Source organism: Mesorhizobium sp. M2A.F.Ca.ET.046.03.2.1 (assembly GCF_003952425.1).
Lineage (GTDB): Bacteria > Pseudomonadota > Alphaproteobacteria > Rhizobiales > Rhizobiaceae > Mesorhizobium.
The window spans coordinates 5,797,354-5,821,691 of the sequence record NZ_CP034449.1; the positions used below are offsets into that span (position 1 = coordinate 5,797,354).

A 24,338-nucleotide genomic window follows, 5' to 3' on the forward strand; every position below is an offset into this window, starting at 1 on the left:
GGCACGCGTCTCGATGGCAATTGCCGATGCCGTATAACGGATCGTTCTACTATTGGGCGGAGAGTCCGTTGGTCCAGGGGCCAACCATGTCGGATCTGCTGCTCTCCGCCATCTTCACCGCGTTCACCATGGTGCGCGTGATCAAAGGCTCGTGGCTGCGCAATCCCCAGTACCTCGCCACAGGGATTGTCGGCGCGGCCGTCGGAACCCTGGTGCTGCACGCCTACTGGCCCGCCTATGACGATGATTTCATCGTCGGCGGCGTCACGGGCATCTTCGGGTCGTGGGCGGGCATGGCGTTGTTCGACGCCATAGTGGGTATGGCCTGAACGCAAAGCAGAGCTGTCCGAACGCATCCGCGATGCGATCGGACCAGCGTTGTTTGCGGTGCGGCCCACGATTGCGCGCTTATCCCCTGGCCATGCGGGCTTCGCGGCCGCCGCGGCGGCGGCCGCCGGCGGCAGCGCCTTCACCGGGGGCGGTGACCGCGACCGGAGCGGCAACGGCGTGGCCGCCTTCGGCCGGCTTGTAGTCCTTGTAGGTGCGGATCCAGTTGGTGCAGTTCTCGTCGGTGCCGTTGAGCACATTGGCGCCGCGCACGGCTTCCATTTCCTGCGGACGGACCGGGTTCATGATCGCCGAGGTCATGCCGGCCCCGATCACCATCGGGATGAAGGCGGCGTTGATGCCGTGGCGGTGCGGCAGGCCGAAGGAGATGTTGGAGAGGCCGCAGGTGGTGTTGACCTTGAGCTCTTCGCGGAGCCGCCGGAGCAGCGCGAACACCTGGCGTCCGGCATCGCCCAGCGCCCCGATCGGCATCACCAGCGGGTCGACGACGACGTCATGCGAAGGAATGCCGTGGTCGGCGCAGCGCTCGACGATCTTCTTGGCGACGGCGAAGCGGACATCCGGGTCCATCGAGATGCCGGTCTCGTCATTGGAGATGGCGACGACCGGGACGTTGTATTTCTTGACCAGCGGCAGGATGGCCTCGAGCTTTTCTTCCTCGCCGGTGACGGAGTTGACCAGCGGGCGGCCCTTGGCGACCTTCAGCGCGGCCTCGATCGCTGCGGTGACCGAGGAGTCGATCGACAGCGGCAGATCGACCAGGCCCTGCACGATCTCGAGCGTCTGCACCAGAAGCGCCGGCTCGGTGGCGTTGGGGTCGACGGCGGTGACGCCGGCATTGACGTCGAGCATTGTGGCGCCGCAGGCGGCCTGCTCCAGCGCGTCCTTGATGACGGTCTCGAAGTTGCCGGCCACCATCTCGGCGGCGAGCTTCTTGCGGCCGGTCGGGTTGATGCGTTCGCCGATCACGCAGAAGGGCTGATCGAAGCCGATGACGATTTCTCGGGTCGCCGAGGCGACGATGGTGCGGGTCATGCGATCTCTCCGTCGGGATATAAAGAGTTCTTTATATCGTTATCTGATTTGGTTCAAGTGAATGCGTGCCGGCCGCGCTCTAGACTCTAAGTTGACGTATGTCGTTGCCCCAAAACCGGTTCCCACTTTTGGGCGACATACATCAGTGCGCGGTCTTCACCATGTCGACCTGGGTTTCGGTAATCTCGTCGTGCAGTATGTGGTCGAGCCGCTCGGCGACCAGCTGGTCATCGCGGCGGATCTCGCGCTTCCAGGGCTGGCGGCCTTTCAGCACGCCGGATTCATCGACGATCTCGGCGACATATTCCTCCTGGCGGTAGGCCATCACATGGATGCCGGCGACGCCCGGGATTTCCTTCACCTCGTTGATGATGTCGATGCAGAGCTGCTTGCCTTCTTTCTTCTGATCCTGCGCGCCTTCCAGCCGCTTGATCACCGCGTCAGGGATATGGATGCCAGGCACGTTGGAGCGGATCCATTTCGCCGTCTTGGCGGAAGCGAGCGGCCCGACGCCGCAGAGCAGGAAGAGCTTTTCGGTGTGGCCGAGATCGCGCGCCTTCTGCATGAAGGCTTTGAACATCGGCACGTCGAAACAGTACTGCGTCTGCGCGAATTGCGCCCCGGCGGCGATCTTCTTGCCGAGATGGATCGGGCGGAAGTCGTAAGGCGGCGCGAAGGGATTGACCGCGCAGCCGAGGAAGACTTGCGGCGGCGTCGTCAGCTTGCGGCCGGACAGGAACTTGCCGTTGTCGCGCATGATGCGGATGGTTTCGAGCAGCGACATGGAATCGAGGTCGAAGACAGGCTTGGCGCCGGGCTGGTCGCCGGCCTGCACACCGTCGCCGGTGAGGCACAGCATATTGGCGACGCCCATGGCGGCGCCGCCCAGCACGTCGCCCTGAATGGCGATGCGGTTCTTGTCGCGGCAGGCGATCTGCATGATCGGCGCATAGCCCATGCGGGTAAGCAGCGCGCAGATGCCGACCGAGGACATGTGGCAGTTGGCGCCCGAGGCATCGACCGCGTTGATGGCGTCGACCCAGCCGTCGAAGATCTTGGCGCGGTTGTAGACATCTTCGGGATCGGCGCTGTCGGGCGGGTTGAGTTCGGTCGTCACCGCGAACTCGCCGCGGCGCAGCACGCGCTCCAGCCGGCCGCGCGAGGTGTGGCCGGGCAGGGGATCGAGCGGCAGGTGGATGCCGGCCGGATTCTCGTCGCGCTGGCGGGCGTTCATGCCGAAGCTCCGGGATTCTGGGCCGTTTCACGCGCGGCGGCGGCTTGCGCGGTCACCCGCAGCCAGGCCGAGGTCTCGCGCAGCGACTGATCGACCGGCTTCTGCACGGTCAGGATCTTGTCGCCATGCACCATGTTGCGCGAGCCTTCCCAGGCCTTGACCCAGACGCAAGGCATGTCCGGCTCGACCTCGCAGTTGCCGTTGGCGCGCACGCCGCCGCACGGGCCGTTGCGCAGCTGCTTGGGGCAGTTCATCGGGCACGACATGCCGGTCGACGACAGCACGCACTGGCCGCACATGCGGCAGTCGAACATGAAGCCCTTGACGCGCTTCTCGACGAACTTCACCGGAGCCTCGACGCGCCCATAGCCGATGCCCTTCCACAGAGGATGCAACAACAGGAAAGCGTCGGCGAACCGGCTGTAGAACCATTCGAGCAGGCGCGAATGCCTGATCGACCACAGCCGCACGGCGAAGGTGCGCTGGACGCGCCGCTGCGGCGACACGTCGGCAGGCTTGTAGTCGGATTTCGGCGCTGCCTTCTTGACCAATGTGGCCTGGGTAACCGCCGGCTGCTTCTCAGACATTTTCTTTTCCGCCAGCCTTGACCAGAGCGACCAGCCGCTCGCGGTCATATTTCGCGTCGAGTTCCTGATAGGCCTTCTCGACCTCGGCCTCGATGTCGTCGCCGACCGGGACGGGATCGGCCTTGCGCCATTCCGCCAGATAGTCGTCTGTGCCGCCGGCGCCGGTGCGCATCGCGCACATGTCGATCGCCTCGGTGAAGCGCAGCGGCAGTTCGCGCTTGGCGTTCTGCCGGCCCTTTTTGACGATGACCTGGGCGGGAATGTCGCGCCAATAGACGACGATCAGATCGGCCATGAATTCTCAACTCCTCGATATGTCGGAGCATTGCCGCAAGCGCTGTTGGGCCGCTTGTTATGGGACGACGCGCGCCCCTTCAAAAGCGACGCTGGCGATGGCGCAAAGCGAATGCTGGAATCCGTTGCCGGCCAATCACCAGACGCGCTTGGTCAGGCCGATCCAGAGATAGAACCAGATCGTCGGGTGATACCATTGCTTGGACGGCAGGCCAGGATCGATCGTTTCCAGCCTGCCGGCCAGCACATTGCCGACCGCTTCGACGCAGATATCGCGCGAAAACGCTGCCTGACGCAGCGGGTAGCTCGCGATGGTGTCGCCCGTCTTGGGTTTGCCGCGCGCCTGCTTCAGCACGCCGCCTGTGTCGACCCCGGCATCGACCAGATGCACGGTGGTGCCGAAGTTCTGCGCGTCGCCGGACGCCAGCGCCCAGTAGCCGCCATTCATGCCGCGATATTTTGGCGCGATGCCGGCGTGATAGTTGAGCACCGGGCAAGGCATCCTGGCCAACGTATCCTTCGACAGCAGTCTGCAGCCGGCGAGCAGGATGACGCCCGGTCCGATGCTGGCGATTTCCTTCAGGCATTCCGGCCCGTTGGCTGAGGGCACATGGATGATCGCCTGGCCTTGCCGCGGTTCGGCGTCGAGCTTTTCCTCGGCGATCAGCCGCTCGGCGTGGCCGGCAAGGAAGCGCTTGCCGAGCCTGGTAAGCACCATCGTGCCGAGCTGCCCGATGGCCGAGATCCAACCCTGCCGCCGGGCGCGGCCCATGAGCAGCCGCTTTTTGGATTCAGGGTTCTCGAGGATGACGCTGACAGGACCGACGCGATCGGCAATCGCATTGACGATTGCCCAGATATGCGGGCCACCTTCCGTGACGACCACGATCGGTCGCGTACTCGATTCCGACGCCGCCATGGCAAGCACCCGCTCTCAAAACCGGGCGCATGCTATGCGGGGCGGGTTAATCCTTGGTGAGCCGAAGGTCTTCGGTCAGGCGCCAAAGCCCGGCTCAGCGCTTGAATTCCATGATGTCGAGCTTGGATTCGTAATAGGGCGCGGGGAATTCGATGCGCCATTCGGTGGCGCTGTTGCGGAAGGCGTAGCCGACTTGGTCGCTTTCGGGGCCGCTGCCATAGGGCTTGGCCTTGTCGTTGTTCACCGAGAACGAGCCGAGATAGATCGAGCGCTTCGCGCCATCGTCGAAGAAGCGGCCGGTGGTGCGTTGCGAGCCGCTGATCTTGGCAAGCCGCCAGCCGGAGCCGTCGTCGGTCACCTTGCACTTGAACCAGCCATAGATGATCAGCGGGCTCAAGCCTCCGGCCTTGATGGTGCGGCATTTCCAGTCGCCGGTGAGATCCGTGTCGGAGAAGGCGACGAGCGGCTTGGCGAGCAAGTCATCCAATTGCTTGACCTCCGCCGGATCGCCGGCCTTTGCCTCATCCAGAGCCGCCTTGCGCGTCTCACCATACTTATCCAGCCGCGCCTTGTCTGCGGCGGTGATCAGCTTCTGCACCTCGCCGTCGGCATGGGCGGGCAAGGTGAGGGCTATGAGGCCGAGAGCGGCAAAAAGCAGGCGAGGGGTCATCAAATCGTTTCCTCAAATCGATGGCTGGAACAGTTCTTTTCGTCACTGGCGTACAACTTACCGGTTCGCGATCGTCTGTCATCCGTGCTTAACAGCGTGGGCTCGGAAAAATGGTGTTCGATCGATGCGGATCTTGCTCACGGGGTCGTCAGGCTGGCTGGGCAGCGCGCTTCAGCCACGACTGGAAGTGCTCGGCCATGAGGTGGTCGGCCTCGATCCGGTTACCTCGGCGCGCACGCAGGTCGTCGGCTCGGTCGCAGACCGCGAGCTGGTCTTCGAAACTGTCCGCGACAATCGCATCGAGGCCATCATTCACAGCGGCGCGCTGCACAAGCCAAACATCGAGCACTTTGAGAACAGCGCCTTCGTCGCGACGAATGTGCAAGGCACGCTCAACCTGCTCGACGCGGCGGTTGCCTGCGGCGTCGAGCGTTTCGTCTTCACCTCGACGACGTCGCTGATGATCTCGCAGGCGATCCGCGCCGGCTTCCAGCGCGGCGCGCGCAAGGCCGCCTGGCTGACGGAGGAGATGTCGCCGGAGCCGCGCAACATCTATGGCGTGACGAAGCTTTCCGCTGAGCATCTCTGCCGTCTTTACCATATCGAGCACGGGCTGCCGGTGGTGGTGCTGCGCACCGCGCGCTTCTTTCCCGAAGCGGACGACATGGCGCACGCCATCGAACAGTCCGACGCCAACACCAAGGCCAACGAATTGCTGTTTCGCCGGCTGACGGTGGAGGATGCCGCGGAGGCTCATGTCGCGGCGCTGGAGACAGCTCCGCTGCTCGGGTTCGACACGTTTATCATCTCGGCGCCGACTCCGTTCCGGCCGCTGGACTGCGCCGAGCTCATCGCCGACGCGCCATCGGTTGTCGCGCGCTATTTCCCGGATTATCCCGGGCTCTATGCGAGGAAGGGCTGGACGATGTTTTCGTCGATCGACCGCGTCTACGATCCCTCGCGGGCGGGGGAGCGACTCGGCTTCGTCTGCAAGACAAGTTTCGCCGATGTATTGGCGGCGCTCGAAGCGGAGGCGTGAAGCCGTCAGGCGCCGGTTGCCACCCGCGCCAGTTCGCTCGTCAGATCACCATAGCCAGTCCGGCGGCGCTCGTACGCGAGGCCGAGCATAACCGCAGCCTTCTCGGCGACCTTGTCGAGTTCCGGATCGTCGGTCTGGGCAAGATAGATCAGCTTCCCGTAATTGCCGAAATAGTCCTTGATCAGCTCGGGATGCCGGTCGAGGCCGAGCGGCTTGATGAAGAAGGCCTCGAACTGGCGGCAGAGGAAGTCGGTCATGTAGAACGACATCATGTCGCCGTCGGCGACCTTCGCATAGGCCTCCATGCCCTGGTAGAAGGCAAAGCAGTGCGGCCCGGCCATGCGCTCGACGCCGTGCTTCTCGATGACGCGGTCGAGCAGGCCGCCCGTGCCGCAGTCGGCATAGCCGACGAAGATGTGATCGTAGCCTTCCGCCTTGGCCTTCTCGATCGCCTTGTCCATCGCCGGCGCGATGCGGTCCGGATAGAAATGGAACTCAGCCGGCAGGCAGGTCAGCTCGAGATGGTCGAGCTTTAGCTGTTGCTTGACGGCCAAAACTTCGCGCGCAATCATCCCGCAGGCGATGACGAGCAGCCTGTCTGTTTGATTCGGTTCCGTTTTTTGCGTCTTGACCAAGTCGGGCCGGCTTTCGCTGCGGGGCTTAATATCTGTCGAGGGAGACACTGTTCATGAAACTGCTACGCGTCGCGCCGATCGCCATCCTGGCCTGCGCGCTTGCGCTCACCGCTTGCGCCAACACCATCCGGGGCGTCGGCAAGGACGTCAAATCGACGGCGAGGGCGGTCAAGGACACTGTCAACTGATCGCAGCCTTTTCCATCATCTGGTAACAAAAAAGCCGCGCTGCAAGGCGCGGCTTTTTTTAGGTCCATCCTGATGCCTCGTGTCAGGCGGAAGCGCGAACGTTGTGCTTGCGCTTCATGAAATCCTTTGCGGTCTCGACGGCCACCGCGGCGTCGCGGCAATAGGCGTCGGCGCCGACGGCCTTGCCGAACTCCTCGTTGAGCGGCGCGCCGCCGACCAGGACGACATAATCGTCACGGATGCCCTTTTCCTTCATCGTGTCGATAACGACCTTCATGTAGGGCATGGTGGTGGTGAGCAGCGCCGACATGCCGATGATGTCGGGCTGGTGCTGCTCGATGGCGTCGAGATATTTCTCGACCGCGTTGTTGATGCCGAGGTCGATGACGTCGAAGCCGGCGCCCTCCATCATCATGCCGACGAGGTTCTTGCCGATGTCGTGGATGTCGCCCTTGACGGTGCCGATCACCATCTTGCCCTGCTTCGGCGCGCCGGTGGCGGCGAGCAGCGGACGCAGGATAGCCATGCCGGCCTTCATGGCATTGGCGGAAAGCAGCACTTCCGGCACGAACAGAATGCCATCGCGAAAATCTTCGCCGACGATGCGCATGCCTTCGACCAGCGCCTCGGTCAGCACCTTGTAAGGCGCCCAATTGCGCTCGAGAAGGATATGCGTGCCTTCCTCGATTTCTTCCTTCAGACCGTCATAGAGGTCGTCGTGCATCTGCTGCACAAGCTCCTCGTCGGAAAGCTCGGAAAGGATGATCTCGTCGTCGGCCATTTTTCCTCGGGCTCCTTGCTGCTCGGAATGACTGCGGCAGCCTAAAAAACGATGCGCCAATACCTAACCCGCGAGGGCAAGCTAGCCATAGCTGATTTGCGACTTCCCGCAAAAGGAAAGCGACTGAAAAATTGACGCTTTTCTTGTCGATTTTGCGACAGGTGTTGGCGCTGGCTGGCCGTTTCCAATAGGGTGCATGGCTACGATCCAGGCAAGAAGCGGCAGCGACGGGCCGCCCAGCCAATTCAGGCCAAGTTACAGGAAGAACGATCATGAGCGATAACGCGGCAGTCGAGCAGGAAGCGCCGGGTGGACGACGCGGTCGCGGCGCCAGCGGCGGCGCGGCGGCACGCCGGGCAGCCCGTTCAGGCGGCGGTCCGGGCACCCAGCTCACGTACATCAAGCGCAAGATCAACGTCTACGAGGTCCTCAACGAGGAAGGCCTGGCGCTGATCGAGAAGAATACCGACACGGTGCTGGAAGAGATCGGCATCATCTTTCGCGATGACGCCGAGGCGCTGGCGCTGTGGAAGGAGGCGGGCGCCGACGTCAAGGGCGAGCGCGTGCATTTCCCCAAGGGGCTCTGCCGCTCGCTCTTGAAGACCGCGCCTTCGATCTACACCCAGCATGCGCGCAATCCGGACCGCTCGGTGCAGATCGGCGGCAACGCGACCGTGTTCGCGCCGGTCTACGGCCCGCCCTTCGTGCGCGACCTCGACGGCAACCGCCGCTACGCGACGATCGAGGATTTCCAGAATTTCGTGAAGCTCGCCTATATGGCGCCGTCGATCCACCATTCAGGCGGCACAGTGTGCGAGCCGGTCGACGTGCCGGTCAACAAGCGCCACCTCGACATGATCTACGCGCATATCCGTTACTCGGACAAGCCGTTCATGGGCTCTGTGACCGCGCCGGAGCGGGCCGAGGATACGGTGGCGATGGCCAAGCTCGTCTTCGGCGACGACTTCGTCGAGAACAACACGGTGCTGACCAGCCTGATCAACGCCAACTCGCCGATGGTGTTCGACGAAACGATGCTCGGCGCCCTGAAGGTCTATTCGCGCCACAACCAGGCCTGCATCGTCACGCCCTTCATCCTGGCCGGCGCGATGAGCCCGGTGACGGTCGCCGGCACACTGACGCAGGTGCTGGCCGAAGTGCTCGCTGGCGCCTCGTTCACGCAGTTGATCCGGCCGGGCGCGCCGGTGCTGTTCGGCACCTTCGCCTCGTCGATCTCGATGCAGTCAGGCGCGCCGACCTTCGGCACGCCGGAGCCGTCGCTGGTCTCCTATGGCGCCGCCCAGCTGGCGCGCCGGCTCGGCCTGCCGTTCCGCACCGGCGGTTCGCTCTGCGCCTCGAAGATCCCGGATGCGCAGGCGGCCTATGAGAGCGCCAACACGCTCAACTCGACGATCCTCGCCGGCACCAATTTCGTGCTGCATTCGGCGGGCTGGCTCGAGGGCGGCCTCGCCTCCTGCTACGAGAAATTCATGATGGACATCGACCAGCTCGGCATGCAGCAGAAGTTCTGCGAGGGCGTCGACCTGTCGGAAAACGGCCAGGCGATGGACGCCATCCGCCAGGTCGGGCCGGGCAGCCATTATCTCGGCTGCGACCATACCCAGGCGAATTTCCAGACGGCCTTCTACCGCTCCAACATCGCCGACAACAATTCCTACGAGCAGTGGCTGGCCGAGGGCGAGAAGACCGCGCCGCAGCGCGCCAACGAGCTCGCACGCCGCTGGCTTGAAAGCTACGAAGCGCCGCATCTCGATCCGGCCATCGACGAGGCGCTGAAGGAGTTCATCGCCAAGAAGAAAGGCTCGATGCCCGACGCCTTCACGTGAAAGGAGCCCGATTCAGGCCGGGCTAAAGTGGCCGACATCATCCATAAGGAAGTCTGGCGGAGCGCGTTCTCCGACCCGGACCGGAAGGGATGACTTTTTCCCGCGCTCGGGTCGAGGTGATTGCGGCCGAGCTCGCGGCCAGTGGCCTGATCCTTCGCGGCGGTTTCACCTTCGGCGACGATGAGATGGCGCCAGCCGGACTTTCCGGCTTTCCAGCCAAATCGGTGCTCCTTGTTGGACAGGCGGGCGCGGCGCCATGGCCATATTTCCAACGCTGGCTCGAGGGACAGCCTCGGCCCGTCGCCAACCCGCTCGACAGCTGGTCGCTCGAGGTGATTGGCGCCGTGGCGAAGGAATTCGGCGCGCGTGCCGTTTCGCCTTCAGACCGGCCTTACCTGCCGTTCCAGCAATGGGCGATGCGGGCGGAAGGGCTGAGGCCGTCGCCGCTGGGCATCCTCATGCATCCTCAGTATGGGCTTTGGCACGCCTATCGCGGCGCGTTGCTGTTCGAGGACAAGATTTCTGTTCCCGAACCTCATGCAGCGATTCATCTTTGCGACACATGCGTCGAAAAACGCTGCCTGAAATCCTGTCCGGTGGACGCCTATTCGGTGGATGGCTTTGCGCACCAGGCGTGCCTGGCGCATGTGCGCGGACCGCGAGGCGAGCCCTGCCGGAGCGGCGGCTGCCTCGACCGCAACGCCTGTCCCTATGGCGCTGAGTATCGCTATCCGGCCGATGTCCAGGCCTTCCATATGGCGGCGTTCGCCGGGGTGTAGACATTCTTCCGAACCGCACGGAAACTTGACCGCGATCGAAAGGTTCCGGCTTGCCCTGGAGGGCAGTGCGGATATCTATCGCCTGGCAACCGGCGGAGCGCGGGAATGACGAAGCAGGACATCGAGATCAAGACCCAGGACGGCACGGCGAAGGCTCGGCTGTTTCGTCCAGCCGCGCCGGCCAAGGCCGGAATCATCCTCTACATGGATATTTTCGGTCCGCGTCCGGTGCTCGACCAGATGGCGGAGCGCCTCGCTGGGCATGGCTATGCCGTGCTGGTGCCCGATCTCTTCTACCGCTATGCGCCCTATGGCCCGTTCGATCCCAAAACCGCGTTCACCGAGGCAAAGACCAAGGCCCTGCTGTTGATGCTGAGCGGCGGTACGACGCAGGGCATGACCATCCGCGACGGCAGCGCCTTCCTCGACGCGTTCGCGGCCGAGGGCATTGACGGACCGATTGGCGTCGTCGGCTATTGCATGGGCGGCGCGCGGGCGTTGAACGCGGCGGCGAGCTATCCGGACCGGATCGTTGCCGCGGCAAGCTTCCATGGCGGTAATCTGGCCAGCGAAGCGGCCGACAGCCCGCATCGCAAGGCGGCTTCGATCAAGGCGCGCGTCTATGTCGGCGTCGCCGGCGTCGATCATAGCTTCCCGCCCGAGCAGTCGGCGCGGCTGGCGGAGGCGCTCAGGGTGGCAGAGGTCGACCATACGATCGAGAACTATGTCGGCGTCGGCCATGGCTGGTGCGTGCCGGATCATAGCGTCTATGACAAGGCGGGGGCTGAACGCCACTGGAAGCGGCTGACGACGTTTTTCAAAGAGACGCTGGGCTGAGTTTCGGTCTCGGATTGTAGTGCGCGTGGCCTAGCGCGAGCCCTCGAATGTCCGCGCCGCCCCTCATCCGCCCTTCGGGCACCTTCTCCCCGTGGAACGGAGAGAAGGAAAAAGTGGTGCCGCAAAAAAATCTTTTCATCGCCCCAAGGATTGGCCATTAGCCTTCGTCCAACGGGCAAATGACGGCGATGATGCTGGACGACAGCGAAGCCTCCGATGCCGAGTTGATCGGGCGGGCGAGGGGCGGAGACAGGGGGGCTTTCGGCAAACTGGTCGAAAGGCACTATGGCTTCGTCTATCGCGCCGCCTATCGCTGGTGCGGCAGGAAGGCCGACGCCGAGGACATTGCTCAGGATGTCTGCGTGCGGCTCGGCCGCGCGATCCGCGACTATCAGGGCAATGGCGCCTTCACGACATGGCTCTATGCCATGACGCTGAATGCTTCGCGCGACATGATGCGCAAGCGCGCCCGCGATACCGCCAAGGCCGATGCCTATGGCGCCTATGCGTCGATCGCGGGCGAGGTGCCAGCGGACGATCCCGCCGATGCGTTGTGGACGGCGGTGCGGCTGCTGCCGGACAAGCAACGCGATGCGGTGCTGCTCGTCTATGGCGAAGGTCTCAACCACGCGGCGGCGGCGGAGGTGATGGCGATCTCGGAGACGACGGTTTCCTGGCACATCCATGAAGCGAAGAAACGGTTGAAGCTGCTGATGCGTTCAGCCGGGGAAGTGTGACCATGGTCGACGACAACGAACTCGAAAGGCTGCGTGACATCGCTGTGCCGGCGCCGGACGGCGAAGCGAAGGCGCGTGCGATGGCCGCCGCAATGCAGGCGTTCGACCTCGATGAAAAAACTTCGACGGCCCCCCAAGGAACGTCCGCAGGCCTTCGTCTCACGGAGCGAGCACAAAAGCTCTGGAGAGACATCATGCAACGGAAACTCATTGCCACGCCGGCCATCACCGCGCTGGTCGCACTGCCTATCGCCGGATATGCCGCTTTCGAGATGCTGAAGGAACAGCCGCCCTTCATTAACGGCAACGGCAAGGTCACCGAGACGGTGGCCGACAAGCCGGTAGCGCAGAAGCCCGCGCCGATGCAACCGGCGATCAACGAGCCGCTGCCGGCTGCGCCGGCGAAGGAGAAGAAGACCGGCGCGGACGCGGAGACCCGGACCAATTCACAAATGGTGCCGGCAACGCCGCTCGAGCCGGCGACCGAGGTCGACAACCTGCTCAAGCAGGAGGCAACGCCCGAAGCCGAGCCCGCCCTGCAACCCGCGCCAGCCGAGAGTGGCCAACTCGCAACCGGCGGTAAGGACGGGGTCGGGGTAATTGCGGGCTATTCCCCCAAGCGGAGCGCCGACGAGTTGGAGCGAGCCGACAAGGCGCCGGCAGGGGTAGCGGCGGCGATCCCGGCGTCTCCTCCGGCAATGGCCGATTTTAAGCTGATGGTGCAGCCCGCGCCCATGCCGGCTGACCAGATGCAGCCGCAGGAGGAAAACCGCGACCGCATCGAGACTTTCAAGACCAATCCGGTGCATGAAACGGCGCAGGACCCGGTCTCGACCTTCTCGATCGATGTCGACACGGCTTCCTATTCCTTCGTGCGGCGCTCCCTGAAGGAAGGCAGCCTGCCTGATCCGGACACCGTCCGGGTCGAGGAAATGATCAATTACTTCCCCTACGACTGGAAGGGTCCGGATTCGGCCGCGACGCCGTTCAACTCGACAGTCACCGTCATGCCGACGCCGTGGAACGAGCACACCAAGCTCATGCATGTCGCGATCAAGGGTTTCGACGTGAAGCCGGCCGAGCAGCCCAAGGCCAACCTCGTCTTCCTGATCGATGTGTCGGGCTCGATGGACGAGCCGGACAAGCTGCCGCTGCTCAAATCCGCCTTTCGCCTGCTGGTCAGCAAGCTCAAGCCCGACGACACCGTCTCGATCGTCACCTATGCCGGCAATGCCGGCACGGTGCTGATGCCGACCAAGGCGGCGGAAAAGCAGAAAATCCTTGCGGCCATCGATAATCTCGAGCCCGGCGGATCGACGGCCGGTGAGGAAGGCATCCGCGAAGCCTACAAGCTTGCGCAGCAATCCTTCGTCAAGGACGGCGTCAACCGCGTGATGCTCGCCACCGACGGCGACTTCAATGTCGGCCAGACCGATGACGACGATCTCAAGCAAACGATCGAGAAGGAGCGCAAGACCGGCGTCTTCCTCTCGGTGTTCGGTTTCGGGCGCGGCAATCTCAACGACCAGATGATGCAGACCATTGCCCAGAACGGCAACGGCACGGCCGCCTATATCGACACTTTGGCCGAAGCCGAGAAGGTGCTGGTCGAGGATGCCTCCTCGACGCTGTTCACCATCGCCAAGGACGTCAAGATCCAGGTCGAGTTCAATCCGGCCAAGGTCTCCGAATACCGTCTCATCGGTTATGAGACCCGAGCCCTCAACCGCGAGGATTTCAACAATGACCGCGTCGATGCCGGCGATATCGGTTCGGGCCATTCGGTGACGGCGGTCTATGAAATCACGCCGAAAGGGAGCGGCGGCGAGCAGGTCGATCCGCTGCGCTACGGCCAGGCCAAGGTCGACAATGGCGGCGTCGCCAATGCCGACGAATATGCCTTCGTCAAGATCCGCTACAAGCTGCCGAGCGAGAATGTCTCGAAGCTGATCACCACGCCGGTGACCGCCGCCAATGAGGTCTCGTCCTTCGACGCGGCCGGCGCCGACCAGCGCTTCTCGGTGGCCGTCGCGGCCTTCGGGCAGAAGCTGCGCGACGAGGACCAGACGGCGAATTTCGGCTATGACCGCATCGCCGAGATCGCCGACGCCGCGCGCGGCGCCGATCCGTTCGGCTACAGGGCGGAGTTCCTGTCGCTGGTGCGCCTGGCCTCATCGCTGGACGGTAATAAATAGGGCGTTGCGAATTGAACGAAGGCCGGCGGGACTAAGCGCGTCGCGGGTGCGACGCGCTTAGGTTTTTTTGATGCATGTCGTTGCCCCAGAACCGCTGCACACTTCTGGGCGACATGCATTGTCCCGTCGGCCTTTTTTGCAATCGTTAAATTGCGCGGCTTTTCCGGAACATCATTGCAATCAGCGTCTGTTAGTCAGTGCTGATAGATTTGAGGGACCAGCAGTGCATATCACGACAATCGGCAATGCGAACGCGACGGCGGCCAATGCGCCGGTGCGGGGGTCGTCAGCGGCTTCGGCTGATTCGGCGCGAATTCGAAGCGATGTCGATGCCGCCCGCAACACGGCGCTTTCGGCGCTCAACAACGACCGTTTTCGCGTCATGCTGGAACAGATCAGCGATCCGGGCGCGTCGGGCGCGCTGGCGACAATGAATTCCGAGAACGTCGTCGATTTCAACACCGCGCTGTCGCGCTACGCCGAAAACAGCAAATAGACAGGCCCGTCAGGCGCGGCTGCGCCTGCGTTCGCGCCTGCCTTCGCCGCTGTCCCCGGCGCTTGCGGTCTTGTTGCGCATCGGACCGATGCGCTCGACGATCGTCGCGACGGTCGGGCGCTCGGCCTTGGTGTGGCCGTCGAGCGCCTTGCGCATGGCGGCAAGGTGGGCGAAGGAGGTGCCGCAGCAGCCGCCGACGATCTTGGCGCCGGCATCGACCGCCAGCCGCACATAATCGGACATCAGCTCCGGCGTGCCTGAATAGTGAATTTCACTGCCGCGGAATTCCGGAATGCCGCAATTGCCCTTGACGATCACGGTCGCCTCCGGCTTCGCCTCGGTCATGTCGAGCAGCGAAGCGAGGATATCGGAAGCGCCGACGCCGCAATTGGCGCCGACACCGAGCGGGGCCTGCGACAGGCCGTCGGCAACGGCGTGGATGTCCTTCGGCAGCAGGCCCATCATGGTGCGGCCGGCGGTGTCGAAGGAACCAGTATAGGTATAGGGCAGGCCGACGCGGATGGCGGCTTCGGCCGCGGCGCGGATCTCGTCGGGCGCCGACATGGTCTCGACCCAGGCGACTTCGGCGCCGCCGGCCTTGAGACCCTCGATCTGCTCGGCGAAGGCATCGACGGCATCGTCATAGGTCAGGGCGCCGAGCGGCACCAGCAACTCGCCGGTCGGGCCGACGGAGCCGGCGACGATCACCTTGCGGCCGGCCTTGTCGGCGACGGAGCGGGCGATCTCAGCGGCGCGCTTGTTCAACTCGTGCACGCGGTCCTGCGCATGATGCAGCTTGAGCCGGTGGCGGGTGCCGCCGAAGGAGTTGGTCAGGATGATGTCGGCGCCGGCATCGACGAAGTTCTGATGCAGGCTGGCAATCGTCTCGGGCGAAGTTTCATTAAGCAACTCGGGCGCTTCGCCGGCCTCGAGACCCATGGCGAACAGATTGGTGCCGGTGGCGCCGTCGGCCAGGAGCACGCCCTTTTCGGCCAGCAATGCGTCAATCGGGTTGGTCGCGGTCATGGCTTTTGCTTTCGTGTTCGAATTCAAATAACGATATAAAGAAGTCTTTATGTCCAGTCAACGCGTTTGCGGCTGAGAAGACCTTATAGGCCGGATTGATCTCGGCATCGATTTCGATGCAGGCCTCACCATTGGTTGGATGGTGGTCGACCGGGCAGGGCAAGCGCTCAGAAGGAGCCCGACGGGAAGGACGTCGCGGCCAGCCTCTGCGCGAAGCTCGCCGCCTCATGCGCATTGATGTCGGCGGCGCGGATCAGATTGTCGAAATGGCTGGTGAGGGTGCGGATCGGCTGGGTCGCGTTCAACACCAGATACATGTCGCCGACATAGATAGCGGCGCGGTAGGGGCCGAAGATCGTGTAGGGGATCGAATAGCGCATGCGTCCGTCATAGAGGAACAGGCGGAAGGTCGGGTAAAGGTCGTCGAGGAGGGCTGCCATGTGCAGCAATTGCTTGCGCCTTTCGGCTTCGGGAAAACGATCCCAGACGCCGAGGCCGCGCGCGAAGATCTCCAGCGTGTGGCGCGGCATGCAGACCTCCATGTCGGTCTCCGGCCGCCTTGTATAGTCGATGCGGTATTGCGTTTCGCCGGCCTGCGCCTCGCGGCTCTTGTTGGTGATCCCGGCCTCATATTCGATCAGCGCCTCGGTGCGCAGAAGGTCAGGGATGCCTGCCGGCACGTAGCGGATTTTCGTGCCTGCCGCCTCGGCGTGCCACTTGGCGAGCAGCGTGCGGTCAAAACCGTCCGGCGCCTCCTCGATCTCCAGGCTCTCTCTAATCTCGCCGGTGACGCCCTCGTCGTGGGAGAGGCCCAGCAGCCAGTCGAGCGACACTTTGAACTCGGCCGCGATGTTGAGAAGCGTCTCGGCACGGGGCAGGCGGGTCGAGGCGCCTGACAGGAGCTGCGACAATGCCGAGCGGTCGATGCCGACCGCTGCCGCGAAGGCCGATTGGTTGAGGTCGGATCGTGTCAAGAGCATTTTCAACCGCTCCCGGAAGAGAGTCGACAGATCGCGCTTGTCCATCACGCTGCTCCTGCTTCGGAGAGGAAAAATTTGCGCCGGGAGCGTCTTGAACATGGCTCAGGCGGAAATGAATCCTCGTATTTGTTTACAATGTATAACATATGCGGCTGAAAATGCGCACTCGCAACAGTTTGTTCGCTTTGTCGCGTTGCGGCAACGATAGGCTCCTGACACAATGCTGTCAGGAATCGGGTTGGTTCCGGCGACTGGAAGGCAGTGGTCGATAGCATGGCAAGCACGAATACCGGCATGAACAAGAGACGCAAAAACGCACCGGCAATCGAATGGCCGACAGTCTGCCTCATTCTCTTCTGCTACGGTGCGTGGTTCGCAATAGGCTTCCTGCTGTGGCCATCTTATCCGCTTTTGGCGCTTGCCATCCTGCCCTTTATCCTGGCTCTGCAATCCTCGCTGATGCATGAGGTGTCGCACGGCCATCCGACCCGCAACGCCAGGATCAATGAAGCCTTCGTCTTTTTGCCGATCGGCACGGTCTGGCCGTTCCGCCGCTTCAAGACCATCCACCTTCGTCATCACGCGGACGAGCGGCTGACCGATCCGCTCGACGATCCGGAGAGCTATTACCAGGCGCTCTGGATGCACGAGGAACTGCCGCCGACAATGAAGCTTCTGCTCAAGATCAACAACACGATGGTCGGCCGCTTCATTCTCGGACCGTTGCTGTCCTCGGTCGGCTTCTTCATCGACGACGCCAAGCAGATCCTTGCCGGCGACAAGGTGATCCGCAAGGCTTGGCTGCTGCATGCCATCGGTCTCGCGGTTGCGGTGCCGATCGTCACGTTTGGCTTCGGCATTCCTCTCTGGCTCTATATCCTGGTGCCGGTGTGGTTCGGCCAGTCGCTGATCTCGATCCGCACCTATGCGGAGCACCAGTGGTCGGAGCATCCGGAGGGGCGCACGGTGATCGTCGAGCGTTCGCCGCTCTCCTTCCTGTTCCTGAACAACAATCTGCATTTCATTCATCACAAGAGCCCGACCATTGCCTGGTATAGGTTGCCAAAGCTGTTTCGCGAGCGCCGCGAAGAGTGGCTGCGGATGAACAACGGTTATGCCTATCCGAACTATTTCGCGATGCTCAAGGCCCACGCTTTCAAGGCCAAGGAGCCGGTCGTCCATCCGGTGCTGCGCCGCACGCCGGAGCCGGGCCGCGCCTTCAAGCCGCGCGTCAGGGCACGCAATGTGAGCGGGCTTGGCACGGCGCCTGTTCCGGCCGAGCCGCCAAAAGAGTAATCTCGACTTTCCGCGCTCGCTTTCTTCGTGGCGGAATGCAGGCGCCGAAGATCGCCTGTCCTTGAAAGCTGTTCGACATGAGCAAGTTCGTTGCGGCCCTGCCGATGTATGACTGGCCCGAAGCGCGGGGCGAGGTCGACGTGCAATGGGCGCGGCTGCGTGACGCCTTCCGGCAAAGGGGCATCGAGGCGCCGGAAACGGTCGTGCGCCGCAATGGTGATCTGCCGCCGGTGCCCGGGGGGATCCTCGACGCCGCCGGTGAGGTGATCGCGCCGGACCCGGCGACGCTGCCCCCGGACGAGTTCGATTTCCACCAGCTCTGGCTGAGCCCGGCGCTTCTGTTCGGGCAAACCTGCTGGGGGCCGATGGAACTCGGCCTTGCCCGGCATGTGCAGGTGATCGCGCAGCCGAACTACGATGCGTTCGAGGGCGGGCAGGGCGAACTTTATTCCAGCGCGCTGGTAATGGCCGCGGATGGCGGATTCTCGGTTGCCTCACCGCAGGATGGCAAGGCTGTGATCCCGCTCGATCTTCTGCGCGGCAAGCGCTTCATCTTCAACAATCCGGATTCGATGTCCGGGCTGATCGCGCTGACGCGCGACCTGGAGGCGATGGGCGAAAGCCTGGATATCTTCGCCTCGCGCGGCGAGAGCGGCGGCCACCGGTCGTCGATCATCGCCATCGCCGAGGGCAGGGCCGACATCGCGGCGATCGACTGCGGAAGCTGGGCGCTGGCGCAGCGCTTCGAGCCGGCCGCGCGGGGCGTCAAAGTCGTCGGCTGGACAGCGCGGCGCAAGGGCCTGCCCTATATCACCGCCAGGACCACCCCGGCCCCGATCATCGCCGCGATGCGGGAGGCCGTCGCGGCGATCGAAGGCGGCGCGTCAGAGCAGCCGTTCGTCCAGCTTGTAGGCTGACAGCTTCTCGTTGCCGGTCTCGGTGATCAGGATCTGTTCCTCGATCTTGACGCCTTCGTGCCCGCCAAGCCTGCCGATATAGCTTTCGACGCAAAGCACCATGCCGGGCTCCAGCACGCCGTCCGGCGTGTCGTCGGTCCAATCGCCGGCATGCGGCAGCGTCGGATATTCATCCGCCAGGCCGACGCCGTGATAGAGCACGCCGTAGCGCGTGGGGTAGCAATCGTCCGGCGGCACCGCCGAGCGCTCGGCGAGATCGCGGAAGGAGATGCCCGGCCGCATCAGATCCGTGTTATGGGCGATCTGATCGGCGGCGATGCGGAACAGATCCCGCTGCTCGTTCGAGGGTTGCCTGTCGCCGCAAAGCCATGTGCGCGAGAGATCGGCGCAGAAACCGTAGGGACCGATCAGGTCGGTGTCGAAGGCGACGAGGTCGCCATTCTCGATGACGCGCGAGGAGCATTCCTGGAACCAGGGATTGGTGCGCGGGCCGGACGACAGAAGCCGCGTCTCGATCCACTCGCCGCCGCGCGCGATGTTGCCGCGATGCAGCTCCGCCCACAATTCGTTCTCGGAAATACCAGGCTTCAATGCCGCTTCCATCTCGCCCATCGCCGCCTCGCAGGCGATGATCGAGCGCCGCATGGCGAGGATCTCGTCCGGCGATTTGATGAGGCGCGCATTCTCCATCACCGCCTCGCCATTGCCGATCGCAATGCCGCGGCGGGCGAGCTCCTCGACGCCTTCGGGGTTGATGTGGTCGACGGCGATGCGTCGATTGCCGCCGCCATGCTCGGCAACGAGTTCGGCGATGCCGCCGCCCCAGCGGCGGACCTTCTCATCGGTCAACTCGCCGCTGTAGAGATACATCCACGATACCGCCGGCCGCACCTCGTCGACGACGCCCGAATGGTCGGACAGGTGCTCGCAGGAGAAATAGTCGAACAGCACCACCGGGCCTTCGGTGGCGACGAAACAGTGGCGCGTCGGGTTGTGCGCGACCCAGAGCTGCATGTTGGTCGAATCCGTCGCGTAGCGGATGTTGACCGGATCGTAGAGCAGGGCGCCGGCATAGTCGCGGCGCTTCAGCTCGGCGCGGATGCGCTCGAGCCGGTAGCTCCGCATGGCAACCAGGTTTGGAGCGGCAGCGCCTGCAGCCGCCCATTCGGCCTCGGCTGTCGCGCCATAGCCCAGCACATGCTGGTTGAGCGAGGCCGCCTTGTCGCGCGAGGCCGCGCGCAGCGCATCGACCGAGCCGGGCTCGAAGGGCATGATCTTGCGATGGCGGCCGAAGCCCAGCTTGTCCATTCGTCCCTCTACACACCTTACGGCGCGATCTTCTTATGCAGTTTGGTGATCGTGACCTTGCGCGGCGGAAAGCCGAGCGCCTGCGGCACCTCGACAGTGCGGTGGACAGTGTCCATCGCATAGCCGGCTCTCGCCAACTCTTCGAAGACGTCCGAGGAGGATTCCCTGTCATCGGTCAGGACAAGCACCGCCGGCTCGCGGATCGACCGGGCGAAGTCCGGTGTCTCGTCATCGAGCGCGATGAGATCGGCGTCGACCAGGCGCAGATTGCCGACCCAGAACCAGCTCGACACCACGGTCTTGACCGGTCCGTCAGCGTTGATCTGCTCGTAAAGCGAACGGTAATCCATACGCACCACGCCTCCGCGGCTGTCGCCGCCGTGCAGATGCATGTACCAGCTCAGCGGCAGCACAAGGACGGCAAGAAGAGCACCCACGAAGACGATGGTGGCTTGCGTCTTGCGGCCCCTCTGGCCCATGGCGTCGAAGCGCATGGCAAGAGCCGCCGGCAGGAGGATAAAGATGGGCAGCATCCAGCGGTCGCGAAACTGAGTGATGCCGGCCGCCAGCACGACCGTCACCATGACCACAAGGCCAAGGACGATCGCTCGCCATAACAGTTTCTCCGGCCACCGCACCGGTTGAGGCGGTTCCGTCTGTTTTCTTGTCGCCAGGCCGTAGGCGACGGCAAAGATCGCCACTGGCAATCCAGCGAAATTGACGATCGCATTGGCCAATCTGCGGATGCCGAGAAGTGCCGTTTTCGCGATGCTGCCGCCTTTGGCGACGCCTAGGCCTCCCTGGTGCGAGAGCAGATCGTCCAAATGGGTGAGGCTCCAATAAAGCGTCGGCAGGCAGGCAAGGATCGCTACCGCCACGCTGATCAGGAAGCGACGGTCGAAGATCGCCTCACGCGTTTCGCGGACCGACAGAGATGCCAGGAACAGGGCGGCAAGGAAGATGATGATGTTGTATTTCGACAGCATCGCGGCCGCCGTCGCCAGGCCCAAAAACGCATAGGCAACGGCCGATCGCCGCTTTTCCACCTCGACCAGCGCCAGAAGCAGCACCGAGGTGAAACAGAATATGGCGACCGAGTGGGCGAGGGCGTGCTGCATTTCCCAGAAGATCTGAGGAAACAGAAGCAGCCCGAACATGCCGGCGGCAGCGGCGCGGTTCGAGTAGCCGAGGCGGCGTATGGCGGTGAAATAGGCGGTCAGCCCCGCCGCCAGCAAGCCATATTTGACGATCTTGAGGGCAAGGACGCTGGTTCCGACCACAGAGGCCGCAAGCATCGCCAGCCAGGTGTATAGAGGCGGCTGCGAGCTGCCGTAGCCGGCGGCCAAAAACCGCATCTCCATCAGCTGCTCGGAATCGTCGACGCCGACGCCGGTGCCCGCGACATGGGACAACAGCGTCATCGCCACGATCTGCGTCAGGCAGTAGACGAGGACCGACGCGATCGCGGCGCTGAATGGACCGACCTGTCCATCGCAGAGCCAATCGGTCCATTTCTCTAGCTGCCGCAAGGGGGGTCTTCTCATGCTGATGCGCCGGTAGCGGGGCATCGACCATGCCACAGCAACCGGCGCGATCCAACAATTCGTGGGGCTTCAGGTCCGCATCTTCTCGCCGCTCGGGTCGAAGGGCGGCTCGAGATTGATGCGGGCCGGGCGGCGGTGGCCGAGAATCTCGATCTCGAACAGGCCAGCGCTTTCGTCCTCGGCGAGAGCGGCAGGGACGTAGCCCTGCGCCATCGACTTCTGGACGGAATGTGCATAGCCGCCCGACGTCACCCAGCCGACGACGCGCCATTCGCCATCAACGATGCCGCGCACGGCGGAGGCGCCTTCGGCAGCCTTGGAGCCGCGGACTTCCTTGCCCGTTTCGTCGAAGCGCGGCGCGCCGTAGCCATGCGGCTTCTCGACCGTGCCATAGCCCTTGCTGACCTTGGCCCAGATCGGCTCGTCGCCCATCACGTCGGCGTCGACGGCATCGACGATGAAGGAGACGCGCCGCAGTTTTGGTCCTTCGGCATGCTCCTTGGCCGACGCCTCGCGGCCGATGAAGTCGTTCTTCTCCAGCTTGATGAAGCGATCCATCGAGCCTTCGAAGGGACCGTAGATCGGGCGAAGCTCGCGGAACCAGGTCGGGAAGTTCTTTTCCAGACGCATCGACAGCAGCGCGCGCATTCCGAAATCGACGAGGCCGAATTCCTCGCCCGCCTCCTTGATCGCCTTGTAGACAAGGCGCTGATAGGCCGGAGCCATCCAGATTTCGTAGCCTAGGTCGCCGGTATAGGTGATGCGGTTGACCATGCAGGGCGCGCCGCCGACCGCCATCTCGCGGAAGTCCATGAAGCGGAATGCCTTGGTCGAGACGTCGACATCGACCAGCTTCTGCAGCAGGTCGCGGGATTTCGGGCCGGCGATGGAGAGACCCACCAGCGTCTGGTCGAAGCGGTGGATGCGCACCGACCCATCCTTCGGCAGGTGCTTCTCGAACCAGCGCATATGGTATTTCTGCGCGGCCGACGAGCCCCAGATCATGAAACGATCCTCGCCTGATTTGGCGATGGTGAAGTCGCCGATCAGCTTGCCGAACTCGTTAACCATCGGGGTCAGCACGATGCGGCCGACCTTCGGCATGCGGTTCGTCATCAGGCGATTGAGGAAATCCTCCGCGCCCGGGCCGGACACTTCGTATTTGGCGAAGTTGGCGATCTCGGTGACGCCGACCTTCTCGCGCGTGGCGCGCACTTCCTCGCCGATCGGGCCGAAATCGTTGGAGCGGTGGAAGGACACGATGTCCTTCGGCTCGGTGCCCTTGGGCGCGAACCAGAGCGGGGTTTCCAGACCCCAGCTATCGCCCATGACCGCATTGTTGGCGAGCATGGTGTCGTAGAGCGGCGTCGTCTGCGCGGGGCGGGCGGCCGGCAGTTCCTCGTTCGGGAAGCGGATCGAGAAGCGGCGCGAATAGTTCTCGCGCACCTTGGCGTTGGTGTAGCGCAGCGTCGCCCATTCGCCGAAGCGGGCGACGTCCATGCCCCAGACGTCGAAGCCCGGATCGCCATGCACCATCCAGTTGGAGAGCGCCAGGCCGACGCCGCCGCCCTGGCTGAAGCCGGCCATGACGGCGCAGGCGCACCAGAAATTGGTCAGGCCCTGCACCGGGCCGACCAGCGGGTTGCCGTCGAGCGCGAAGGTGAAGGGTCCGTTGATGATCTGCTTGATGCCGGCCTTCTCGATACCGGGGAAATGCTTGAAGCCGATCTCCAGCGACGGCGCGATGCGGTCGATGTCGGGCTGCAGAAGCTCGTGGCCGAAATCCCACGGTGTGTTGACCGGCGACCACGGCTTGCAGGCCTTTTCATAGGTGCCGAGCAGGATGCCATTGCGCTCCTGGCGGGTGTAGATCTCGCCCTTGAAGTCGAGCACGCCGATCATCTCGCGGCCGGTCGACTTGTTGAACTCCTCGACCTCCGGCATCGGCTCGGTGAGCAGGTACATATGCTCCATCGCCAGCACCGGCAGCTCGACGCCGACCATGCGGCCGATCTCGCGCGCCCACAGGCCGCCGCAGTTGACGACATGCTCGGCGTGGACCGTGCCTTGCTCGGTGACGACGTTCCAGGTGCCGTCCGGCTGCTGCGTCAGATCGACGACGCGGTTGCGCAGCACGATCTCCGCGCCGAGTTTCTTGGCCGCCTTGGAATAGGCGATGGTGGTGCCGGACGGATCGAGATGACCTTCGACCGGATCCCACATGGCGCCGACGAAGTTCTTCTCGTCCATCAGCGGGAACATGGCCCTGGCTTCCGAGGGCGTGATCAGCTCGGTGTCCATACCGAGATAACGGCCCTTGGCGTGAGCCAACCGCAGGAAGTCCATGCGCTCCGGCGTATCGGCCATCATGACGCCGCCGGTCAGATGCAGCGAGCAGGACTGGCCGGAAAGCTCCTCGATCTCGTTGTAGAGCTGGACCGTATAGGCCTGCAGCTTGGCGACGTTGGGGTCGCCGTTCAGCGTGTGGAAGCCGCCCGCCGCATGCCAGGACGAGCCGGAAGTCAGCTCCGAGCGCTCAATCAGCATGATGTCGGTCCAGCCGGCCTTGGCGAGGTGATAAAGCACCGAGCAGCCGACGACGCCGCCGCCGATGACAACCGCTTTTACATGGGATTTCATGAAGAT

24 protein-coding genes are annotated in these 24,338 nt (G+C 63.6%); 11 read left to right on the top strand and 13 right to left on the bottom strand.

Going from position 1 to position 24,338, the window contains the following annotated elements; translation table 11 throughout:
• Positions 1–86 precede the first annotated feature (86 nt).
• The gene (locus tag EJ072_RS27585; protein WP_245467006.1) at positions 87–329 is read left to right on the top strand and encodes a hypothetical protein; all 243 of its coding nucleotides are present in this window, start codon (positions 87–89) and stop codon (positions 327–329) included.
• 79 nt (positions 330–408) lie between these two features.
• Here EJ072_RS27585 and EJ072_RS27590 read toward each other — a convergent pair whose 3' ends face one another.
• The 6 genes from EJ072_RS27590 to EJ072_RS27615 form a co-directional block, all read right to left on the bottom strand.
• Complete coding sequence (locus EJ072_RS27590) at positions 409–1,383, bottom strand: methyltetrahydrofolate cobalamin methyltransferase (protein ID WP_126082173.1); 975 nt, start codon at positions 1,381–1,383, stop codon at positions 409–411.
• A gap of 142 nt (positions 1,384–1,525) precedes the next feature.
• Positions 1,526–2,617, bottom strand: a complete 1,092-nt coding sequence (locus EJ072_RS27595) for a methylenetetrahydrofolate reductase (protein ID WP_126082174.1) — start codon at positions 2,615–2,617, stop codon at positions 1,526–1,528.
• Positions 2,614–3,204 carry a methylenetetrahydrofolate reductase C-terminal domain-containing protein gene (locus EJ072_RS27600; protein WP_189343108.1) on the bottom strand — a complete coding sequence of 197 codons (591 nt, stop codon included), beginning with the start codon at positions 3,202–3,204 and terminating at the stop codon, positions 2,614–2,616. Before EJ072_RS27600 ends, EJ072_RS27595 begins: the two co-directional genes overlap by 4 nt.
• On the bottom strand, positions 3,197–3,499 hold the full coding sequence (locus tag EJ072_RS27605) for a virulence factor (protein WP_041003951.1): 303 nt from the start codon (positions 3,497–3,499) through the stop codon (positions 3,197–3,199). The genes EJ072_RS27600 and EJ072_RS27605 overlap by 8 nt, the downstream gene beginning before the upstream one ends.
• Positions 3,500–3,634: 135 nt before the next feature.
• Positions 3,635–4,417 carry a formyl transferase gene (locus EJ072_RS27610; protein ID WP_126082175.1) on the bottom strand — a complete coding sequence of 261 codons (783 nt, stop codon included), beginning with the start codon at positions 4,415–4,417 and terminating at the stop codon, positions 3,635–3,637.
• 94 nt (positions 4,418–4,511) lie between these two features.
• The gene (locus EJ072_RS27615) at positions 4,512–5,087 is read right to left on the bottom strand and encodes a DUF4893 domain-containing protein (RefSeq protein ID WP_126082176.1); all 576 of its coding nucleotides are present in this window, start codon (positions 5,085–5,087) and stop codon (positions 4,512–4,514) included.
• A 124-nt stretch (positions 5,088–5,211) separates the two neighbouring features.
• Here EJ072_RS27615 and EJ072_RS27620 point away from each other — a divergent pair, with 124 nt between their 5' ends.
• Positions 5,212–6,126, top strand: a complete 915-nt coding sequence (locus EJ072_RS27620; RefSeq protein ID WP_126082177.1) for an NAD(P)-dependent oxidoreductase — start codon at positions 5,212–5,214, stop codon at positions 6,124–6,126.
• A 5-nt stretch (positions 6,127–6,131) separates the two neighbouring features.
• Here EJ072_RS27620 and EJ072_RS27625 read toward each other — a convergent pair whose 3' ends face one another.
• Positions 6,132–6,761, bottom strand: coding sequence for a DUF1638 domain-containing protein (locus EJ072_RS27625; protein ID WP_126082178.1), 630 nt, complete (start codon positions 6,759–6,761; stop codon positions 6,132–6,134).
• Between the two features lie 53 nt (positions 6,762–6,814).
• Here EJ072_RS27625 and EJ072_RS27630 point away from each other — a divergent pair, with 53 nt between their 5' ends.
• Entirely contained in the window at positions 6,815–6,949 is a 135-nt protein-coding gene (locus EJ072_RS27630) for an entericidin A/B family lipoprotein (RefSeq protein ID WP_042645015.1), read from the top strand.
• 82 nt (positions 6,950–7,031) lie between these two features.
• Here the strand turns inward: EJ072_RS27630 and EJ072_RS27635 are convergent, their stop codons facing one another.
• Positions 7,032–7,730 carry a B12-binding domain-containing protein gene (locus tag EJ072_RS27635; RefSeq protein WP_126082179.1) on the bottom strand — a complete coding sequence of 233 codons (699 nt, stop codon included), beginning with the start codon at positions 7,728–7,730 and terminating at the stop codon, positions 7,032–7,034.
• 272 nt (positions 7,731–8,002) lie between these two features.
• Between EJ072_RS27635 and EJ072_RS27640 the strand changes: the two genes are divergently transcribed.
• The 6 genes from EJ072_RS27640 to EJ072_RS27665 all read left to right on the top strand — a co-directional run bounded on the left by EJ072_RS27640 (position 8,003) and on the right by EJ072_RS27665 (position 14,621).
• Positions 8,003–9,577, top strand: coding sequence for a trimethylamine methyltransferase family protein (locus tag EJ072_RS27640; RefSeq protein WP_126082180.1), 1,575 nt, complete (start codon positions 8,003–8,005; stop codon positions 9,575–9,577).
• A gap of 89 nt (positions 9,578–9,666) precedes the next feature.
• Positions 9,667–10,356, top strand: coding sequence for a 4Fe-4S dicluster domain-containing protein (locus EJ072_RS27645; protein WP_126082181.1), 690 nt, complete (start codon positions 9,667–9,669; stop codon positions 10,354–10,356).
• A gap of 105 nt (positions 10,357–10,461) precedes the next feature.
• Positions 10,462–11,193 (top strand): dienelactone hydrolase family protein, encoded by a 732-nt coding sequence (locus EJ072_RS27650; RefSeq protein ID WP_126082182.1) that lies wholly within the window; start codon positions 10,462–10,464, stop codon positions 11,191–11,193.
• Between the two features lie 179 nt (positions 11,194–11,372).
• Complete coding sequence (locus EJ072_RS27655) at positions 11,373–11,930, top strand: RNA polymerase sigma factor (protein WP_126082183.1); 558 nt, start codon at positions 11,373–11,375, stop codon at positions 11,928–11,930.
• A gap of 2 nt (positions 11,931–11,932) precedes the next feature.
• The gene (locus EJ072_RS27660; protein WP_126082184.1) at positions 11,933–14,125 is read left to right on the top strand and encodes a VWA domain-containing protein; all 2,193 of its coding nucleotides are present in this window, start codon (positions 11,933–11,935) and stop codon (positions 14,123–14,125) included.
• Positions 14,126–14,348: 223 nt separating this feature from the next.
• Entirely contained in the window at positions 14,349–14,621 is a 273-nt protein-coding gene (locus tag EJ072_RS27665; RefSeq protein ID WP_245463328.1) for a hypothetical protein, read from the top strand.
• A gap of 9 nt (positions 14,622–14,630) precedes the next feature.
• Here the strand turns inward: EJ072_RS27665 and bmt are convergent, their stop codons facing one another.
• Both bmt and EJ072_RS27675 read right to left on the bottom strand, forming a co-directional pair.
• Positions 14,631–15,647: a betaine--homocysteine S-methyltransferase gene (gene bmt, locus EJ072_RS27670; RefSeq protein ID WP_126082185.1), complete on the bottom strand. Its 1,017-nt coding sequence runs from the start codon at positions 15,645–15,647 to the stop codon at positions 14,631–14,633.
• Positions 15,648–15,814: 167 nt separating this feature from the next.
• Positions 15,815–16,672: a helix-turn-helix transcriptional regulator gene (locus EJ072_RS27675; RefSeq protein ID WP_126082186.1), complete on the bottom strand. Its 858-nt coding sequence runs from the start codon at positions 16,670–16,672 to the stop codon at positions 15,815–15,817.
• A gap of 249 nt (positions 16,673–16,921) precedes the next feature.
• On the opposite strand from EJ072_RS27675, the gene EJ072_RS27680 reads away from it, so the two are divergent.
• Both EJ072_RS27680 and EJ072_RS27685 read left to right on the top strand, forming a co-directional pair.
• Positions 16,922–17,923 carry a fatty acid desaturase gene (locus EJ072_RS27680; RefSeq protein WP_126082187.1) on the top strand — a complete coding sequence of 334 codons (1,002 nt, stop codon included), beginning with the start codon at positions 16,922–16,924 and terminating at the stop codon, positions 17,921–17,923.
• A 77-nt stretch (positions 17,924–18,000) separates the two neighbouring features.
• On the top strand, positions 18,001–18,840 hold the full coding sequence (locus EJ072_RS27685) for a PhnD/SsuA/transferrin family substrate-binding protein (RefSeq protein ID WP_126082188.1): 840 nt from the start codon (positions 18,001–18,003) through the stop codon (positions 18,838–18,840).
• On the opposite strand, the gene EJ072_RS27690 is transcribed toward EJ072_RS27685, so the two are convergent.
• The 3 genes from EJ072_RS27690 to EJ072_RS27700 form a co-directional block, all read right to left on the bottom strand.
• A complete protein-coding gene (locus EJ072_RS27690; protein WP_126082189.1) occupies positions 18,808–20,148 on the bottom strand; it encodes a Xaa-Pro peptidase family protein in 1,341 nt (446 codons plus the stop codon). The two genes, EJ072_RS27685 and EJ072_RS27690, sit on opposite strands and share 33 nt — an antisense overlap.
• A 17-nt stretch (positions 20,149–20,165) precedes the next feature.
• The gene (locus EJ072_RS27695; protein ID WP_189343109.1) at positions 20,166–21,677 is read right to left on the bottom strand and encodes a glycosyltransferase family 39 protein; all 1,512 of its coding nucleotides are present in this window, start codon (positions 21,675–21,677) and stop codon (positions 20,166–20,168) included.
• A gap of 84 nt (positions 21,678–21,761) precedes the next feature.
• Entirely contained in the window at positions 21,762–24,332 is a 2,571-nt protein-coding gene (locus EJ072_RS27700; protein WP_126082191.1) for an FAD-dependent oxidoreductase, read from the bottom strand.
• Positions 24,333–24,338 lie beyond the last annotated feature (6 nt).